Source organism: Microbispora hainanensis (assembly GCF_036186745.1).
GTDB lineage: Bacteria > Actinomycetota > Actinomycetes > Streptosporangiales > Streptosporangiaceae > Microbispora.
This window is the reverse complement of sequence record NZ_CP108086.1, coordinates 3,791,136-3,808,681: the sequence shown is the minus strand read 5'-3', so window position 1 is coordinate 3,808,681 and position 17,546 is coordinate 3,791,136. Positions and strand designations below refer to the sequence as shown.

General features: G+C 66.2%; 18 protein-coding genes. 9 read left to right on the top strand and 9 right to left on the bottom strand.

Annotated elements, in window-relative coordinates:
- Nucleotides 1-87: 87 nt before the first annotated feature.
- A complete protein-coding gene (locus OHB01_RS17995) occupies nucleotides 88-516 on the top strand; it encodes a hypothetical protein (RefSeq protein ID WP_142648173.1) in 429 nt (142 codons plus the stop codon).
- Nucleotides 513-2,174, top strand: coding sequence for a hypothetical protein (locus tag OHB01_RS17990; RefSeq protein ID WP_328855704.1), 1,662 nt, complete (start codon nucleotides 513-515; stop codon nucleotides 2,172-2,174). Before OHB01_RS17995 ends, OHB01_RS17990 begins: the two co-directional genes overlap by 4 nt.
- Nucleotides 2,175-2,237: 63 nt before the next feature.
- Here OHB01_RS17990 and OHB01_RS17985 read toward each other — a convergent pair whose 3' ends face one another.
- Nucleotides 2,238-2,915: a TetR/AcrR family transcriptional regulator gene (locus OHB01_RS17985; RefSeq protein ID WP_147944590.1), complete on the bottom strand. Its 678-nt coding sequence runs from the start codon at nucleotides 2,913-2,915 to the stop codon at nucleotides 2,238-2,240.
- Nucleotides 2,916-3,016: 101 nt separating this feature from the next.
- Here OHB01_RS17985 and OHB01_RS17980 point away from each other — a divergent pair, with 101 nt between their 5' ends.
- Nucleotides 3,017-3,979, top strand: coding sequence for an NAD(P)-dependent alcohol dehydrogenase (locus tag OHB01_RS17980; protein WP_142648170.1), 963 nt, complete (start codon nucleotides 3,017-3,019; stop codon nucleotides 3,977-3,979).
- Between the two features lie 41 nt (nucleotides 3,980-4,020).
- Here OHB01_RS17980 and OHB01_RS17975 read toward each other — a convergent pair whose 3' ends face one another.
- The gene (locus OHB01_RS17975) at nucleotides 4,021-4,656 is read right to left on the bottom strand and encodes a TetR/AcrR family transcriptional regulator (RefSeq protein WP_142648169.1); all 636 of its coding nucleotides are present in this window, start codon (nucleotides 4,654-4,656) and stop codon (nucleotides 4,021-4,023) included.
- Nucleotides 4,657-4,851: 195 nt separating this feature from the next.
- Here OHB01_RS17975 and OHB01_RS17970 point away from each other — a divergent pair, with 195 nt between their 5' ends.
- Nucleotides 4,852-6,873: a glycoside hydrolase family 6 protein gene (locus OHB01_RS17970; RefSeq protein ID WP_328855703.1), complete on the top strand. Its 2,022-nt coding sequence runs from the start codon at nucleotides 4,852-4,854 to the stop codon at nucleotides 6,871-6,873.
- Between the two features lie 2 nt (nucleotides 6,874-6,875).
- Here OHB01_RS17970 and OHB01_RS17965 read toward each other — a convergent pair whose 3' ends face one another.
- The 3 genes from OHB01_RS17965 to OHB01_RS17955 form a co-directional block, all read right to left on the bottom strand.
- On the bottom strand, nucleotides 6,876-7,550 hold the full coding sequence (locus OHB01_RS17965) for a DUF4166 domain-containing protein (RefSeq protein WP_328708234.1): 675 nt from the start codon (nucleotides 7,548-7,550) through the stop codon (nucleotides 6,876-6,878).
- The gene (locus tag OHB01_RS17960; RefSeq protein WP_328855702.1) at nucleotides 7,547-8,134 is read right to left on the bottom strand and encodes a hypothetical protein; all 588 of its coding nucleotides are present in this window, start codon (nucleotides 8,132-8,134) and stop codon (nucleotides 7,547-7,549) included. Before OHB01_RS17960 ends, OHB01_RS17965 begins: the two co-directional genes overlap by 4 nt.
- A gap of 523 nt (nucleotides 8,135-8,657) precedes the next feature.
- Complete coding sequence (locus OHB01_RS17955) at nucleotides 8,658-9,347, bottom strand: hypothetical protein (RefSeq protein ID WP_328855701.1); 690 nt, start codon at nucleotides 9,345-9,347, stop codon at nucleotides 8,658-8,660.
- A 123-nt stretch (nucleotides 9,348-9,470) separates the two neighbouring features.
- Between OHB01_RS17955 and OHB01_RS17950 the strand changes: the two genes are divergently transcribed.
- Both OHB01_RS17950 and OHB01_RS17945 read left to right on the top strand, forming a co-directional pair.
- A complete protein-coding gene (locus tag OHB01_RS17950) occupies nucleotides 9,471-10,880 on the top strand; it encodes a transcriptional regulator (protein WP_328855700.1) in 1,410 nt (469 codons plus the stop codon).
- A complete protein-coding gene (locus OHB01_RS17945) occupies nucleotides 10,850-12,712 on the top strand; it encodes a DEAD/DEAH box helicase (RefSeq protein WP_328855699.1) in 1,863 nt (620 codons plus the stop codon). The genes OHB01_RS17950 and OHB01_RS17945 overlap by 31 nt, the downstream gene beginning before the upstream one ends.
- A 151-nt stretch (nucleotides 12,713-12,863) precedes the next feature.
- Here the strand turns inward: OHB01_RS17945 and OHB01_RS17940 are convergent, their stop codons facing one another.
- Nucleotides 12,864-13,043, bottom strand: a complete 180-nt coding sequence (locus OHB01_RS17940; RefSeq protein WP_328855698.1) for a hypothetical protein — start codon at nucleotides 13,041-13,043, stop codon at nucleotides 12,864-12,866.
- Here OHB01_RS17940 and OHB01_RS39925 point away from each other — a divergent pair.
- Nucleotides 12,993-13,541, top strand: a complete 549-nt coding sequence (locus tag OHB01_RS39925; RefSeq protein ID WP_419197591.1) for a protein NO VEIN domain-containing protein — start codon at nucleotides 12,993-12,995, stop codon at nucleotides 13,539-13,541. The two genes, OHB01_RS17940 and OHB01_RS39925, sit on opposite strands and share 51 nt — an antisense overlap.
- Before the next feature lie 46 nt (nucleotides 13,542-13,587).
- On the opposite strand, the gene OHB01_RS17935 is transcribed toward OHB01_RS39925, so the two are convergent.
- Together OHB01_RS17935 and OHB01_RS39920 are read right to left on the bottom strand one after the other, a co-directional pair.
- Nucleotides 13,588-13,872, bottom strand: coding sequence for a DUF6881 domain-containing protein (locus OHB01_RS17935; RefSeq protein WP_328855697.1), 285 nt, complete (start codon nucleotides 13,870-13,872; stop codon nucleotides 13,588-13,590).
- Nucleotides 13,826-14,191, bottom strand: a complete 366-nt coding sequence (locus OHB01_RS39920) for an HYD1 signature containing ADP-ribosyltransferase family protein (protein ID WP_419197590.1) — start codon at nucleotides 14,189-14,191, stop codon at nucleotides 13,826-13,828. Before OHB01_RS39920 ends, OHB01_RS17935 begins: the two co-directional genes overlap by 47 nt.
- A 331-nt stretch (nucleotides 14,192-14,522) precedes the next feature.
- Between OHB01_RS39920 and OHB01_RS17930 the strand changes: the two genes are divergently transcribed.
- Nucleotides 14,523-15,431: a hypothetical protein gene (locus OHB01_RS17930; protein ID WP_328855696.1), complete on the top strand. Its 909-nt coding sequence runs from the start codon at nucleotides 14,523-14,525 to the stop codon at nucleotides 15,429-15,431.
- Between the two features lie 206 nt (nucleotides 15,432-15,637).
- On the opposite strand, the gene OHB01_RS17925 is transcribed toward OHB01_RS17930, so the two are convergent.
- Nucleotides 15,638-16,141: a very short patch repair endonuclease gene (locus tag OHB01_RS17925; RefSeq protein WP_328855695.1), complete on the bottom strand. Its 504-nt coding sequence runs from the start codon at nucleotides 16,139-16,141 to the stop codon at nucleotides 15,638-15,640.
- 88 nt (nucleotides 16,142-16,229) lie between these two features.
- On the opposite strand from OHB01_RS17925, the gene OHB01_RS17920 reads away from it, so the two are divergent.
- The gene (locus tag OHB01_RS17920; protein ID WP_328855694.1) at nucleotides 16,230-17,504 is read left to right on the top strand and encodes a DNA cytosine methyltransferase; all 1,275 of its coding nucleotides are present in this window, start codon (nucleotides 16,230-16,232) and stop codon (nucleotides 17,502-17,504) included.
- Nucleotides 17,505-17,546: the final 42 nt, after the last annotated feature.

The window sequence follows — 17,546 nt, the reverse complement described above, 5'->3', positions numbered from 1 at the left end:
TGCGTTTCTGTTTTCCAGCGGCTGTTTTCCGGCGGCTCCGTCAAGTCCAGATATACATTGTCATTGGATCTTGTAAGGGGGCCGGGAATGCTCGAATGGGTGGCGGCGGCGGTCGCGGCGGGCGGAACCGCGGTGGTGCAGGCCGCGGGCACCGACGCGTGGGCGATCGTACGGCAGCGGACGGCGCGGTTGCTCAGCCGCGACGATCCCGAACGCGAGCGTACGGAGCTGATGCGGCTGGACCAGACCGCGACCGATCTCGCCTCGCTCCCCCCGGGCGACGCCGCGCTCGTACGGGCCAGGCAGGAGGCGGCCTGGGCGGCCCGGTTCGAGATGCTGCTGGAGAGTCTCGGCGAGGCCGAGCGTGAACGGGTGGCCCGCGAACTGAACGACCTCGCCGACCAGGCCCGCCAGGCATCGGCGGGAGGAGTGTCGGGGAACGTCTTCCGTGGACCGACCGCGTTCCAGGTCGGCGACAACAACCGTCAGGACAACCACTTCGGGCCGACGCCATGACCCGCGACCCCGAATCAGGAAAAGACGGGTCAACAAAAAACGACGCAGCAACGAAAAAGGACGGAGTAACGGGAAACGTCTTCCACGGCCCGGCGCCTTTCCAGCTCGGGGATCGCAACGTCCAGATCAACCACATTCACCAGGCGCCGCCGCAGCGCCGCCCGCTGGTCCTCACCGGTGCGGCGGTCACGACCCGGCACGAGCTGGCCGCCGCCATCCGCCGCGACTGGGCTGCCGCGAGGCGTCAGTTCTTCGAGGGCGCGGCCACGGCCGGCGCGCCCTCCGACGGCTGGCTCGGTCTTCTCTCCTGGCTGCGTGAGCTCGACGGTCTCACCGCCGAGGACCTGACCACCCAGATCGAGCTCATCGACCATCGGCTCCGCGACCAGGCTCTCCCGGCCGACCTGAAACTGCTTCACCTGCTGGGCTGGCTCGATCCGGCGGGAGAGGCCGTATGGCGAGGGACGCCGGTGACGGTGGAGGCGCTGTCCGAGGCGCTCAGGATCGGCCGCATCCGCGAAAGCGGCCCCGAGTGGGAGCTCTACCGCGATCTCTGCGAGGGTGGCCTGCTGGACGCCCTCGCCAGGTTCACGGTGCTGAGCGCGCTGCGCGGGACCCAGCAGGCGTGGAACGAGGTCTGGGAGTCGTGGCGGCGGCTGGCCGCCAGGATTCCCGGGCTGCCGTCCGAAGCCCGCGAATGGGCCGGGAGCGGGGCACGCGGGCTGCTGCTGGCGGCCCTCCTGCCCTACCCGCAGACCACGGTGTGGTTGCGCGCCGCCTGCGAGCACGTGCCGCCGCCCGCCACCGGTGAGATCGAGTGGTACGACTGGCTGCGCGAGCGGGACGGCGGCCCGGACACCCCCATCGGGTGGCTCGTACGCACCGACTTCACCGCTTACGCCGCCGCGCAGGCGGAAGCGATGCGGCTGCAGGCGGCGGCCGACCTGCAGAACCAGCGGATGGCGGCCGTGCTGGATCACGCCGCCGCGCTGCGCGACCGCGAATGGGCCGACTACGAGCGCCGGCGGCTCTCGCCCACGGCCCGGTTGGAGGCGGTCGGCCGCGCGACGCTGTGGCTCGGAGCCTGGGGCGCCGCCACGATCCCGGTGCCCTGGGTCATCTGGGGGTGGGCCGAGCCGGACATCGCCGCGACGGTGTCCTGGTATCTCGTCGCGCTGACCCTGGCGGCGTACGCGGGCTGGGTGCCACAGGTCCTGCGACTCGGCGCGGCGTATCGGCCTCCGCTGCACCGCGTACGGGAGTGTGCCGAGGAAGCCAGGGCCGACCGTGGAAGCGTGCGGAGGGGTCTCATCAGAGCAGGCGGCGTGGCCGGAGCCGTCCTGATCCTGGGCGTGCTCGTTCACGATGTCGGCGTCGTCGTGACGACGATCCTCGTCGTGCCCCTGCTGGCCGTGGCGTTCCATTTCGCCCGCATCGGGGCGCTGCACGACTGGGCGGACGAGCATCGGGAACGGCTGCGGGACTACCGGTCCGGGCGGCCCGACGCGGGCGGCATCCCGCAGAGCATCATCCAGGGCGTCCGGTCGCCGTCGCCCGGAGTCCGGGCCGACGCCTACCGGGAGTTCCTCCGGCAGTTCACCGGCCTCGGCCACAGCGGGCAGGACGAGGGCCGGGACAACGGCCGTCGCGACCGCTGACCGGGCGCGCCGCCGAGATTCCGCGCTCCGCGTCCGATAGCGAAAGCGTCGCCCATTTTCGCGTCAGGCCCTGGAGGAACGCGGTCTCTGTGAGCCGTCGGCCGCGACCGGGACATCGCGCAGCGACAGAGCGCTCGGCGGAGGCAGGGGCCGGTGAGCCGCCTCGGCGCGGAACGACTGCAGCAGGTACGCCACCAGGCGCCGGGACGCGGCAGTGTCGTGCGGCAGCGCGGTGACCAGACCACAGTGGGACAACAGGGCCACGATGAGGTCGGAAGGGTGGAAGTCGGCCCGCAGCGCGCCCGCCGCCTGGGCTCTGCGGACCAGGGTCGTGAGGTCGCGCTCGGTCCGTTCCCGAGCCTGCGCGTGTCCCGCCGTGCTGTCCGGAAAGGCCGCGACGAACGCGGCGGGGAAGCCGCGCTCCTCCCGCTGGAGTTCGCAGACCGTCTCGAACAACCGCTGGAAGCCCCTCCAGGGGTCGGGGTCGGCCAGCGCCTCGGTGAGCGCCCGGGCGCAGGTCTGCATCTGGTGCGCGAACGCGGCCCGCACCAGCGCGTCGCGGGTCGGGAAACGCCGGTAAAGCGTCGCCACGCCGACTCCGGCCCTCCGGGCGACGGCCGCCATGGGCGCGTCGATCCCGTGCTCGGCGAAGACCTCGCGGGCGGCGACGAGGATGCGCCCCCGGTTGCGCCGGGCGTCGGCCCGCATCCGCTGGCCCGCGATCCGAGAGGAATCCTCCACCACTGTTTCTCACTTCCGATGTAAGCGGACGGTGCCGTCCACATAGAAGCCTACGCTCGGGCCCGATGCCAGCACGGCCACCGACGGCGAAGGTGAGAGCGATGGACGACCACACGATGAGAGCGGTGCTGTTCGACCGATACGGCGGTCCCGAGGTGCTGTACGTGAGCCGGGTGCCGCGCCCGGAGCCGGCGCCCGGCGAGGTGCTCGTGCGGGTGCGCGCGTTCAGCGTGAACGGCGGAGAAACGGCCGCCCGTTCCGGCAAGGTCCGTCTCCTCACCGGACGGAAGTTCCCGCAACGCATGGGGTTGGACCTCACCGGCGAGGTCGCCGCGCTCGGCGCCGGCGTGACGGACTTCGTGGTCGGCGACCGGGTGTGGGGTGTCGTGGGCCGCACCGGATTCGGCAGCGCCGCCGAGTATGTGGCGGTCCGGGCCGAGCGGCTCGGCCGCGTCCCGGCCGGACTCGATCTGGTGGAGGCCGCCGCGCTGCCGGTGGCGACCACGGCCATCACGGCGCTGCGCGACAAGGCCCGGCTGCGCCCCGGCGAACGACTGCTCGTACGCGGCGCCGCGGGCGGTGTCGGCAACGCCGCCGTCCAGCTCGGACGGGCCTACGGCGCCGAGGTCACTGCCCTGGCCCGCGCCGCCAACCTCGACTTCGTCCGTACGCTCGGCGCCCATCACGTCGTCGACCACCGGACCGTCACGCCGGGCGAACTGGGCCTGTTCGACGTGGTCCTCGACACCGCGGGCACCGACCTGCGGGCCTTCCGGCGCCTGCTGAGGCCCGGCGGGCGTATGGTCACCATCGCCTTCGACCTGACGCGGCCCGCCGCTTCACTCGGCTATCTCGCCGCCAGCGCCGTGCACGGACGCGGCCGGGTGCGCTTCTTCAGCGGCAACCCCACGCGGGCGCTCTTCGACGACCTCGCCCGTGAGGTGGCGGAGGGGAGACTGCGCCCCGCGGTGGACCGGTGCTTCCCGCTGGAGGAGACGGCGGCGGCCCACCGCGCGCTGGAGGCGGGCGGGGTGCGGGGCAAATACGTCGTCAGGGTCGACTGACGGCACCGCGCCGGCTCATCTGTCCGCCGCACTTCTCGGCCTCACATTTCGCCGGTGCCGGCCTTGCGGAGGCGGGCGCGTACGGTGCGCCGCACGAGCGGGCCCATGTCCTCCAGTACGCCGACCAGGCCGGCGAGCTGCTCCAGGCTGTTGAACGCGCGCTCCGCGCCGTCGCGGTCGACGCCGTCGTACAGTTCGAGGCCGACGAACGCCGCGGCCGTCGCGCGGGCGAGCCCGGCGACGTCCACGAACTCCGCGAGCGGGCTGCCGGCCAGCACGCGGCCGAGGACCTCCTCGATCTCGGTGACCCACATGCCGAGGCCGTCAGCCGTGGCGGGGGCGAGCCTGCCATCCATCTGGCTGCCCGCGAGCATCTGGGCGAGCACGGCGAGGTTGCCGGTCTCGCGCTCCTCGGCGTGCAGTGCACGGCCGAGGTCGAGCAGTTCGCGCAGGGAGGTCACGGCCGCGAACCGGGCCCGATAGACGGCCACCCGCTGCTCGGAGCCGTACCGCAGGGCCGCGGCGAGGAGGTCGTCGACCGTGCCGAAGTGATAGAAGACGAGCGCCTGGTTCACCCCCGCGGCGGTGGCGATCGCCCGCGCCGAGGCCCCCGCGATGCCCTGGGTGCGCAACGTCTCCAGGGCGCCTTCGAGCAGCCGTGTGCGGGTGTCGGCCATCGTCTCCCCCTTCGTTCCTGTTTCGCGGCTTCACCGTAGTGGCAGGCGTCCGGCGATGGCCCGCCCGGCGGCGGTCATAAGATCCGAAGTGACCTTCCCGGACATCCCAGCGGGGGCGATGTGTACGGCGGCAGCGAGGCGGACGGCTTACCCGGGCAGCATGAGTCCGGCCTGCGAGCAGGCGACCCGCACCAGGTGGGGCCTTACCGGCTGCTGCGCAGGCTGGGCGAGGGCGGCATGGGCACCGTCTATCTGGGCGAGGCGCCGGACGGCACGCGCGTGGCGGTCAAGCTGCTCCATCACTCCATCGCCGCCGACCCCGGCTTCCGCCGCCGCTTCCGCCGGGAGGTGGAGGCCGCCAAACGCGTCGCCCGCTTCTGCACCGCCGCCGTCCTCGACGCCCAGATGGACGGCGAGACCGCCTACCTGGTCACCGAATACGTCCCCGGCCCGACCCTCCGGGAGGCCGTCGTACGCGACGGGCCGCTGCGCGGCTCCAGCCTGGAAGGACTCGCGGTCAGCATCGCGACCGCCCTGCGGGCCATCCACGCCGCCGGGATCATCCACCGCGACCTCAAGCCCGGCAACGTCCTGCTCTCCCCCGTCGGCCCCAAGGTCATCGACTTCGGCGTCGCCCACCTGACCGACATGACCGGACAGATGAGCAGCGCGGTCGTCGGCACGCCGTCCTTTATGTCTCCCGAACAGTTCGAGGGCGGCCCCCTCACCCCCGCCTCCGACGTCTTCGCCTGGGCGAGCACGATCGCGTACGCGGGCACGGGCCGCGCCCCCTTCGGCAACGGGACGCTCCCCGTCGTGCTCAACCGGGTCATCAACGGGGAACCCGACCTGACCGGCCTCGACGGGCCGCTGGGCACACTCGTCGCCCGCGCCCTGGCCAAGAACCCCGCCGAGCGACCGACCATGCAGGACATCCTCGACACGCTCATCGGCTCCGCGGCCCCCGCGACCATGCCCGGGGGTGGTGGGAGACCCAGCCGCAGACTGGCGATGGGCATCGGGGCGGGGGCCGTCGCCCTGGCCGCGGCGGTGGCCGCAGTGTGGCTCGGCACCTCGCCGGGCTCGCCCTCGTCGTCCGGCCCGTCCGCCACCTCCGTGGCCGCCGCTCTCCCTACTGCTTCCCCCGTTCCCCCGTCCGCTTCCGCCGCCGACACCGGTGGCAATCCGCTGCGCGAGCCCGGCGTACGGTTCGCCTACAGGAAGGAGCCCGACCCGCAGCGCCAGGCGGAGATCTGGGAGGCGCAGGGCAGGAAGGCCGACGCCGCGCTGATGCGCGCCCTGGCCGCGGTGCCGCATTCCGTGCAGCTGAACATGCCGCTCGCCGAGGTGAAGGACACCGTCACGTCCACCATGCGGCTCGCCGCGGCCCACGACGCGACACCGGTGTTCATGACGGACTACATCCCTCTGGCGGACTGCTCCCGTCGCGGGGCGCCGGACGAGCGGACGTACCGGCACTGGATCGACCAGGTCGCGACCGGCATCGGCGCGGGCCGGGCGGTGGTCGTGCTCGAACCCAACAGCCTGACCAAGGTGCCCGGCACCGACGGCTGCGATGAGGGCGGCGCGGCGGGGACCGCCGAGCGCTACCGCGAGCTCGGCTACGCGGTGGACCGCCTGGGGAAGCTGCCGCACACGGCCGTGTATCTCGACGGCGGCATCCAGGGCTGGCCCGAGTCCGTCACCATCATGGCCGACCGGCTCGTCAAGGCCGCCGTAGCGCGGGCCGACGGCTTCTACCTGAACAGCTCGGACTTCCAGCACACCGACACCCTCCTCCCGTACGGCGAAAAGCTCTCCCGCTGCGTCCACGTGGTGAGCGCCAAGGGCGGCACCTGTACGGACGCCGAGATCGCCGCCGTGCCGGCCGACGCGCCGCTGACCCACTTCGTCATCGACACCAGCCGCAACGGCAAGGGCGTGTGGGACGCGCCCGAGGGCAAGTACGCCGACCCGCAGCCGTGGTGCAACCCGCCAGGGCGGGGCGTCGGCCTCCGCCCGACCACCGACACCGGCGACGAGCTGGCCGACGCGTTCCTGTGGATCCGCCACCCCGGAGACTCCAACGGCCGGTGCCTGCGGGGCGGCCCCGGGCCGGAGGATCCGGTGTATCACCAGGTGGCCCCCGTCGGCGGCACCTGGTGGCCGGCCCTCGCCCTCGACCGCGCCCGCAACGCCGTCCCGCCGCTGCGTTGACGTCAAAGGCGCGCCTCTTCGCGTACAGGTTTGATCGTGGCGGGCACGCCGTGCTCGGTGACGTCGACATATCGGGCCGTGAACGCGCCCCAATAGCCGAACATGGGCCCCAGCCGGTGGTGCGACACCGTGACCCCGATGCGGAACTCCCCCGCCTCGTCGTCGTACGACTCCCTGACGACGGCCGTTCCCGTGACCGCTCCGGGGAGGCGGCAGGAGAGCCTGCCCTCGTGCAGGCGGAACTCACCGGAGCGGATGACGAGACCCCCGTGCTCGTCCACCTGGAAGTCCAGGTCCACGGCCAGATGCTGGTGCGAGCCCAGATAGTCGACGATGCCCCTGATGGGGTCGAACACCATCTGGGCGTCGAACCGCCTGCGGCGGCCGGGCAGCTCGAAGACGCGGACGAAGCTGACCGTCTCCCGCCCGTACGAGTCGACGTACGGGTAGTTCTCGATGGTGAACGGCACCTGCCGGCCCTGCTCGGGGACCAGGATGTTGCGGGTCCCGCCGATGGCGAGGAACGGCCGGGTGAAGCCCGCATGCCAGATGTGGTCCATCACCCCCGCGCCCACGCAGGCCCGCCTGTCGGCGACGCTCACACCGAAGCGTCGTTGCAGTTGCGGGTGCAGACGGGCGAAATCGGAGCCCAGGGCACGTTCGAAAATCGAGGTCATAGCGTCTCCATCAGGGGGTGCGGGGCTGTCGCCGCCTGCCGGTCGGGCGGACGGCGCAGGCATCGCCGGGCCGCCGGGGTCGACGGAAGCGGCGGCAGGAGTACGGCCGCCGCTCCGATCAGGCAGGCGACGGCCGCCGGGGTTGTGGTGATGGCGATCGCGGTCGTGAGGGTGCGCAGGCAGACCTCGGCGAGCGCCTGCCACAGGGAGCGCTCCGGCGTCTGGCCGGTCTCCAGCCAGAGGCGCAGCCGATCGAAGGACCAGGCCGTCGCCCAGCCGATGAGCGGCCGGAAGACGAGGTCGACGGCATTGCCCCAGCCGGGGCGATAGCCGTACCGGGTGATGAAGCGGACGCCGTCGTCGGTGGGGACGTAGCGCCAGTAGCCGGAGCCCGAGCGGATCAGCGAGAGCGGATGGCCGGAGGCGAAGCGCAGCGCTGACGTCCGTTGCCCTGGATCGCGCCGGTCTCCCGCCGTAACGCCGCTGCCGTCGATGACGAGCCCGGGCAGGAGCCGGAAGGCGTACCGGAACCGCTGCGGCCGGTCGGCGGCGCGCGGCAGATAGTCGATCTCCGTGAAGCGCAAGTCCCAACGTTGGTGCAGGTCAGGGCGCTGTGTCCGCTCCCACAGGGCCTCCATGTCGGCCCGGATCAAGCACTCGACGTACACAAACCGGCCCATGCGCACCCCTCACGTCTTGAGCGATCGCTCAAAAGTGAGAGTAGGCCGATTTAAGCGTTCGCTCAAGAGCGTCGAACGCAGCACGGCGGTGAAGGAGAAGACTGGCGCCGCAGGGCCGACCGGCTTGTGAATGCCAGGATGGAGAGCCTCTCCCGCCGTCTCCACCTGAAGGCGAACCAGAGCGAGCGCCGACGCCTGCGCCGAGCTCTACGCGGTGCCGACCGGGACGCCCCCTCCTTACTTCGTCACCGACAACAACCGGAACGGCATGGACGCATGGCAACTGCCGGAGAGTAAGTGCGCGGCCTCTAGATCTACTGCAACTCCCGGGCCGCGCCGTAGGTCGTTGAGTGCCTGAACGCTCCGGCCTCCGGCGTTAGAAAGTAGGCCGACCGCGTGAGCCTGGCCCAGGCGCTGGACCAGTTGGTCAGCGGTCCAATTCCTTATGGACCGCCCTCTTGGCCTCCTCAGGCAGGCGCCGATATGCCACCCAGGCACGTTCCAGGGGGGTCGAACCTCGGCGCCCTCGTTCTATCCAGCGGCTGAGGCGACGGAGGTCATGCGGCTCGAGAGCTTTGATGTCCGCAAGCACCTCGTCCGCGCGAACAGGCGCGCCGAGTTGGCCGGACCGGCAACGCTTGCACTGAGTCACAAGCATCACGTCCTCGCTACCGTCCGGGAGGATGACCTCCACGCGCGTGACAGAGAGCACGGCGGTCTGGTTGGAGTCGTCCAGGTATGGCTCCCCGCCGGAGATTCCGCACACCGTACACATGTAGTCATCACGCTGCAGGATCGCCTGCTTCTCCTTGGACGAGATCGCCTTTTTGGGGGCAGCAGCGCGCCGGGCAACGGGGTCCCAGACGGGTACGCCCGCCCTCACAAAACGCTGGTCTTCCGCTGTGAGCGTGGCGTCCTCCGTGTTGGTGAGGATCACCCAGCCGTAGTCACGAAGATCACGTACCCGCCGGTCAACCTGCGAGACGCCCGGGAACGCCTCGCGGACCTGCTCCTTGGTGAACGTGTTGCCCTCACCCACTACCTGTACGAGCCAAAGCGCGGACTTGACCATCGTTCCGGCCTTGTGCTCAGGGTCGTTCCAGGCGGGGAGAGCCATACGTCTTGCTCCGTCTTCTCCAGATGGGTGGTACAACCTCTGGATCATGCTAGGCGTTTTGTCAACGCTCTCTATCATGATGTCCGGAGTTCTACATACTCGATCCGGCTTGGAGGTGCCTGCATGGCCGTGAGATTTGGTGTTCCTCCGGAGGGCGAGAGGATCCGCAGCCTGGTCGAGGAGCGCCTCAAGCAGGCCATGTCCGAGGACGGAGCCAAGATCACGGTCGACTGGCGCGGTGAGCAGAGACACCTCCGTGTCATCTCGATGCCTGTCGACATGCTCTACTTCAACCCGGACACCCATCGAATTCGGGCACAGAGAACTCTGAACCCCGAACGCAACCGAGTTCTGGAAGAGGCACCGTGGAGCGACGCCGCGCAGGCGTACCTTCATGACCTTCTGCGCCAGCAGGCATCCGATCCCAACCAGACGGACCCCGAATACACCTCCCTGATGAACGAGCTCGATGATTTCGGGCAGAGGGAGCCGGGGATCATCAGCCCTGACGGGATCCTTGTCGACGGAAACACACGCTGCGCTGCTTTGAGAGACCTCGGTGTCAAAGACATCCGAGTCGGCGTACTGCCCGCCGATACCTCTCGGCGGGATATCAATAGCGTTGAACTCGCACTGCAGCTACGCAAAGACAAACGGCGCGACTATTCTTACATCAACCGTCTTATTGCCATCGAGGAAGAACTCGCGAGCGGACGACGCGAGGAAGATGTCGCCCGGGACTTCAATATCAAAGTGAAGACCTTGCAGCAAGACCGCAGGGTCTATCAAATGATCAACGAGGCGATCGAGCGTAGCCGCACCAGCGGCGGTGCCCAGCTTCGGCTCATCGACTTCGAACGACACCAGGAAAAGCTCCGAGAGCTGCAGCGCGACTTCGACAAGAAGGCCGAAACCGACCCTGAAGCCGCTGAGCAGCTCAGAGAGTCGCGGCTGGCGATGGTCGTGCTGAATTACCCAAAGACCTCACTGCGCTTGGCAGAGGGAGATTTCTACAAGCGTTACCTAGATGAGCGTCTGCCGACACACCTGCGCCCTGCGGTGGAAGAGTCCAGTGCAGTCGTAATCCCGGGACTTCCCGGTGTCGCTGTCCCTGACGCGACAGTAGCCGTTAAGAAAGCTCGGGCTCTGACCGACCAGCTTCTCCAGGCGGAAGCGGCCAGAGTGGCGGGCGACAAGCTAGGGCCACAGGAGCAGGCTGAAGCCGGTAACTTGATCAAAGCCGCTCGCACTACGTTCGACGTGGCAGTGAAGCTAGCTGGCCAGAACGCGCAACTCGAGAAGCGCAAGATAGCCGTGCAAGAACGACTTACCGATGCTGCTGACTACGTTAAGCAGTGTGCCGCGGAATTTGCCGAAGCCAAGGCCAAACGGGCTCTCGACGAGGATGCTTTCGACGATGCCCTTCTTGAGTTGCGCGACAGTCTTATTCGCCTCGCAAGACAGGCTGGCCGCACGTTCGACATTCCGGGTGACGGTGTGGAATGGCTGCTCTCAGCGACACGGGAAGACTGATGCCGGAAACTGCAACAAAGGCAAGTCTTCAGATTGGATTCGGCGATGGTGTCGCCAGGGCGCGCCTGTACGCAAGGAGCGATCACGAGGACAATCTCAAGCGGCTAGCGCTAAAGTTCCCGACAGGAATTATGCGCATGTCCGGTGTACTTGAGGTCGATGTCGATGACCTTCTGGTGAACCTAGCCGCCCTCGCGTCCTGGCCTGAGCCTGGAACGGTCACTTGGGATCCCCAGCTTGCGGCCCTGGCATCTGACTCTGCCCACGACGCACAGGTCATGGGAGAGCGGATTGACAAGGGTGGCGTCCCTAGCGACGTGGCGTCGGAAGACGTGCCGCATCTCCTTGGGTCATCATGGATAGGCGATCTCACCGAATTTCAAATCCGGGACATCGCACGGCTGCTCTCGCTGAGACACGGGGCCAACTTCTCAGTGCCTGGGGCCGGCAAGACGCGCGTCGGCCTCGCCGTCTTCCATGCCTTGCGCAACAAGGGGGTTGAGCGTCTTCTCATCGTAGGACCCAAATCTTGCTACGAGTCCTGGCTCTTTGAGAACCAGCAGTGTCTTGCAGAACCACTGCGCATGGAGATCTACGGCAAGGACAACGATCCATCAGCTGATTCACTGATCGTGAACTACGAGCGACTCCGGTTCGACGGCGTAGCAAACGACCTAGGCCAGTGGCTGGCGGCAAGACCCTCCATGCTTCTGCTCGATGAGGCCCATCGCATGAAATTGGGTGCTGATGGGACGTATGGCGCCGCCTGCCTAGCTCTGGGACCAAGAGCCAGGCATCGCCTTATTCTTACTGGTACGCCGGCCCCTAACGGGCCGAAGGACCTAGAAAACCTCTTCGGGTTCGTGTGGCCCGGCCATGGGCGACAGAAGGTCGTTCAGGCTGTCGGGGGTGGCGACCTCGCCAAGGCCAGTCAGGTACTGCGCCCTCTTTTCACTAGGACCACCAAAAACGAGCTTGGCCTACCACCAGTAACGACCAGCTTGCGCCTCGTACCCATGCCGCCGCTGCATCAGGAGATCTACGAGGCACTTCGAGGACGGTTCTCAGCACGAGCCGCTGGATCAGAGACCGACTTCATCGCGCTAGGAAAGATAGTCGTCTACATGCTCATGGCGGCAACCAGCCCGGCCCTTCTCGCGGTCGGCGCCACCCGCTATGAGCCACTCGCTTACCGAGTGCCCCCGCTGGCCGTTCCTGCCAACTCGCCGCTTTCGACCCTCATGCGCGACCTACCGAACTACGAGATGTCACCCAAGTACCAGGAAGTGCTTGCGATCGTCGCCGCCAACGCTGCGCGAGGACGCAAGACACTAGTATGGTCAACATTCATTCGAAGCCTGAACACTCTAAATCGAATTCTCGGCGAATTCCGGCCAGCCATCGTCCACGGCGGCACAGAGGATCGAGAAGCAGAGATATTGCGTTTCAGGAGAGACCCCAGCTGCATGGTGCTGCTCTCTAATCCAGCCACCCTCGGGGAGGGCATCAGCCTTCACCATGAGTGCCATGACGCGGTCTACGTCGATCGCGACTTCGCGGCCGGCCGCTTCCTCCAGAGCCTCGACCGAATTCACCGATTGGGCCTTTCTCCAGACGCTGAAACCCGGATCACCGTTCTGGCGTCCGAGGGCACGATCGATGAACTTGTCGAACAGCGTTTGGCGGACAAGCTACTTTTTATGGGAAGTATCCTCGATGACCCAACGGTGAGGGAACTTGCCGACCTCTATGAGGAACCAGCCATCGGCGGCGGACTCGATCAGCGCGATCTGCAGGCCCTGATGGGACACCTTCGTGCCACTGCCGCCTGAACCTGTGCTGCGCGCAGCGGTGCGCTGGCTAGAGAGACTTCCCAATAGCGGATACCGCCGATGTAGGTCTCTTTTCTCGACACACCCAGACTTTAGCGACCTCACGCCAACTCAATACGATACTGCCTACTCCTGGCTACACGAGGTTGGCTTACCCGACGAAAGCCGACAACACATATCCGTTCCCCAGCAGGTCTTTGAAGCAGCCCTTCTCCATCTCCCCTGGTTCCAGGACGCCGACATTCTTGTCCAGGATCCGGTCGAGCTCCCCGAAGACGCCTTGAGAGCCGCCCAAGCTCTTGGGATCGATGCCGATCAAGCCTTTCGGCATGTCCATCTAGCATGGAAGAAAGTTGATCTCGAGCTGCGAAAACGAATCGGCGCAGCCGGCGAAGCAGCTCTGGTTGAGCTTCTAAGGAGTTCGGTAGCCGCACGCGTGGAGCATGTGTCCACATACTCGGATGCTTATGGGTACGACATAGAATTATTCGACGCCAGCTTTCAGCTGCACATCGAAGCAAAGGCAACGCTCCGCCGGCACCGATTGACACTGTTTCTGTCCCGGCACGAGTACGAAACGATGATGCATGACCCGGCATGGCAGCTCGTGGCCGTCCACCTGTCCGAAGATTTGAGAGCCGAGGCCATCTGCTCAGTTCCTGCGGAGTGGATTCAGGAGAACGTTCCATCCGATCATGGATTCAGCGGACGATGGGAATCATGCCGTCTTAACATTCCGCCCAGCCAGGTGACTAGCGGCATACCCAGGCTTGCCCCGCTCTTCCTCGATAGCAGAGCACCAGCCATCGACGGTCGCGTCAGATGGTAAGAGGACGGAGAATGCCTTGCATTCCCACGAGCCCTCCCCTGGCTCCTTAAGCTCTCCCCGCCTGGCTCCACATCCGCTCAAACTCCTCACGTGTGATCGCCGACGCAGAGAACTCACCCTCCGAGGAGATCTCCTCAGGAGATCCGATGGGAACCTCGGAAAGCCCGGTCATCGCTGTTTCGGTCTCCTCGTCAGCCCGCTCCACTCGGCCGTCCCGGAACACCTGGACCTTCCGCTTCTCGTAGCCGGCGGCATCGACTTCGCTGTACAGCTCAAGAGGTTCCTCAGGGAAGTCGTGATGCCACTCCACCCGGAGGTACCAGGTCGCCATTTGCCCCCCAGCTTACGATCCGACCCCTAAGGTCGAGCGCTTCACGGCCTGGGATGACGAAGACGTGCTCCCTGCCGCGGATGACCTCAAGCCCTGTCACATCAAGCCCAACATAGTGGGTGAAGCGCTCAGGTAACCACGGCACGCGCAGGAAGCAGCGGGACAGCTGCGCCCGAGTCATAGTGCCGGGCGGAATGTCCGATACATACTGGCCATCACCGTAGTAGGCATCCTTCGAATTTTCTTTCCGCAACGAAGGATAGAGCTCAAGGCTATCTAATATTGCCAGCAGATTAGCCTCGGTCGTGTAGTGCCACATTGTTTCGACACTACACATAAAAGGAACTCGCAGCACTTGAGAAGTGCCCGGGAGGGCAACACCCTGAAACTCCTGCTCGGCGATCACGCTTCCACATATAACCAGCCGTCGGGCCGCCCCGCGTCGCTAGCCCGGAGAATGCAACTTGCAAAAAATTGCGCGTGGTTGCACAGCCCCATGCGCCGGTCATAGGAGGGACTGCCTGGAGGGCGCCATACGAGTTGCGGCGGCCAGGGCGGCGGAGACTAGATGCGCCGGTCCCCGCGCATGTGCAAAAAAATGCAACGGCGCCCACGCGCGGAACCCACCCCACCACGTGTCCCCATATGACATGATCTTCCCGATCTGTCGACCCGCCCCCCACGAAGGGTTTGCCGCCATGCCCGCCGTTGCCGGAGTTGCAGTACCGCTCCCTGAAGTGGCCAGGCTTGTCGCCCACGCGATCGACTCCTCTGGCCATCCCGCTTCCACGATCGCCAAGTCATCAATAGACACTGCTAAGGACTTCTCCGAGATGGACCCCAGTCTCAAGGGCAGCCACTTCGACTCGTCATTCCTCAGCCGCGTACGCAATGACAAGATCCGTAAGCCCAACCGGGGGAAGCTGATTGTTCTGAAGTTGACCTTGCTCCGACTTGACGATCCAGGACATCTGAGCTGGTCACATGAGCAGCGCTCAGCCGCGTTGGGCAAGGCAGTCGAATTCGCCAAGCAGGTTTCGGCTGCGGTAGCCGAAGCCAGGGTGGGCAGCGGATCGCGGATCCACAACGGCACTAGCGCGCGGCACGCGCGTACGGTAGAGCTGTTTGGGGCGCAGGGCGAATTCTTGCTGCATGAACTGGAGGACAGCAGCACAGGGGAGGCAGAGGCCAAGCTGGCGGTATTGCACAAGCTCAGCGGAGACGGCGACGACGCACGGTATTGGACGATCCTGGCCGCCACCGCAAATCCTGACTACGCCCCTCCATCGTCTCAGCATGAGCTATTCAACGAAGCACGTCGTTATGCCGCGGAATACCATCGCGCGCGCGATGTCGAAGCTGCGCGGATGTACTTGCGTCATGCGGCAGATTTCGGCGATGCAATTTCGGCCTTCCAACTCGGCCAAATGGCCGAGCTGGAAGGTGACGCGCGGGTAGCGATCAACTGGTATCGCAAAGCTGATGAGCTTGGCCATCCCCACGGGGAGCAGAGCGCAAAACGCCTTTCCCGGCAAACCGATACGCACGAGGATGCCTGACGTGCCGCTTCGGGCACACCGGCAGCTATACGATCTTGCCGGCAATGCTGCCAGTACGGATAGAGCGCAGTTCATCGCAAGCGGAAAGCCACGGTGATGGGGCTGCGGCAACCGATCATCGCCGTGCTGACGCACTTACAGTCGGGTACCGGCTTCCGATCTCCCGGTTGGAACTGATCCGGGCCTGGTGATCGATGTCCCAGGAGTTACATGGATGAACTACTATCGCACGTGCGTTCGGAACCAAGATTGACTGCGGCAACAACCGCCTCTACTGCGGAGGATAGCGGCTCGTGCTCCCAGAGACGCAGGACCGTCCAGCCGGCGGCGTCGAGTGCTACGTTGACCCTGCGATCACGATCCATGTTCCGGCGCAGCTTGGGTGTCCAGTACCACTCGTTCGTCGTCGGCTCGCGCCCGTGCTCAGGGCAGACATGCCAGAAACACCCGTCGACGAAGACCGCTACCTTGCGTGCGGTGAAGACGATGTCCGGGCGCACTTTGACTTCGCCGAGGTTGAGCTGGAAGTCCTTGCGGTAGCGGTAGCCAAGCCGGTGCAACGCACTGCGCAGCGCCACCTCGGGCTTCGTGTCCGCCCGCCGGTTGGCGCGCATGTTGCGCGATCGTCCCTCGTTGAGGGGCGCCGGGTAGAGGCCTCGCTCGTGGGCCTGCCTCCTGGCCTGGTCTCTCTTCGTCTCGGGCACGTCCATACCAAAAAGTGCGCGGTTCCCGTCCTTCTTCGCGAAGATACATGGGGTGCCGCGCCCACGTACCACCGAGCAAGTGAAAGGGGCCCTCGTGGCTGAACCACTCCGAGTCATCGAGATCTGCGCCGGCGCGGGCGGCCAGGCGCTTGGACTCGAGAAGGCCGGGTTCGAGCACGAGCTGGCTGTGGAACTGGACGAGAACGCTGTGAACACCCTGCGTTACAACCGGCCGCACTGGAAGGTCGTACAGGGTGACGTCGCGGACCCAGATGTCTGGGATCCCGAAGACTACGCACCGAAACCTGGCCGTGCCCCGATCGATCTCCTAGCTGGTGGAGTTCCCTGTCCTCCGTTCACGATCGCAGGCAAACAGCTGGGGGCGACTGACGAGCGCGATCTCTTTGCCTGGGCAGTCGAGCAGGTCAAGATCCTCCAGCCTCGAGCACTGCTGCTGGAGAACGTGCGCGGGCTCAGCATGCCTCGCTTCGCCGGCTATCGACAGCATGTCCTCGATAAGCTCGCCGAGTTCGGCTACGCCGCCGAATGGCGCCTCCTGCATGCTGCGAACTTCGGCGTCCCTCAGCTACGACCGAGATTCGTCCTGGTAGCAATGAGACCCGATGACTTCGCGCACTTCCACTGGCCGGAGTCAACAGGGGATGCGCCGACCGTCGGCGAGGTTCTGCTTCCCTTGCTCTCAGCTAACGGATGGCGTGGTGCGGAAGAGTGGGCCAAGAAGGCCAACGACATCGCCCCTACCATCGTCGGTGGCTCTAAGAAGCATGGCGGTGCCGACCTTGGGCCAACTCGAGCGAAGCGTGCCTGGGCAGAGCTTGGTGTCGATGCTCTTGGTGTCGCCGATGCCGCACCTGGGCCTGAGGACGTGTTTGCAGTCGGTCCCAAGCTGACCTGCGAGATGGTGGCTCGGATCCAAGGCTGGGACGGTGAAGAGTTCAAGTGGACCTTCACCGGCAAGAAGACATCCAATTACCGCCAGATCGGCAATGCCTTCCCCCCACCGGTTGCTAAGGCCCTGGGACTTTCCATCGCTGCTGCACTCAACCGTACGGCGGAGCGCCGTCAGTTCGATCCTGTCATCGAACACGATCCGATCTACCGAGCTCTTCGTGAGGACGGGGGCTTCATGACGGCCGCCCAGATTGCCCGAAAGACCAAGTTGCATTTCGATGACCCCGAGATCGATCGGCGGATCAGCCTTCTCAGCCGCGACTTCGAGATTCTCAAAGAAGAACGGCGGAGCGGGCTCGCGTACAAGCTCGGAGCTTTTCGGGCCTTCACAGGGCAGGCCGATCACAAGCGCCATGAATACTTCCGTGATCGCGAGACTCTATCCAAGATCAGTTAAGTGAGCTCCGCACCGGGCGACGCGGAGAAGACTGAATCTGCA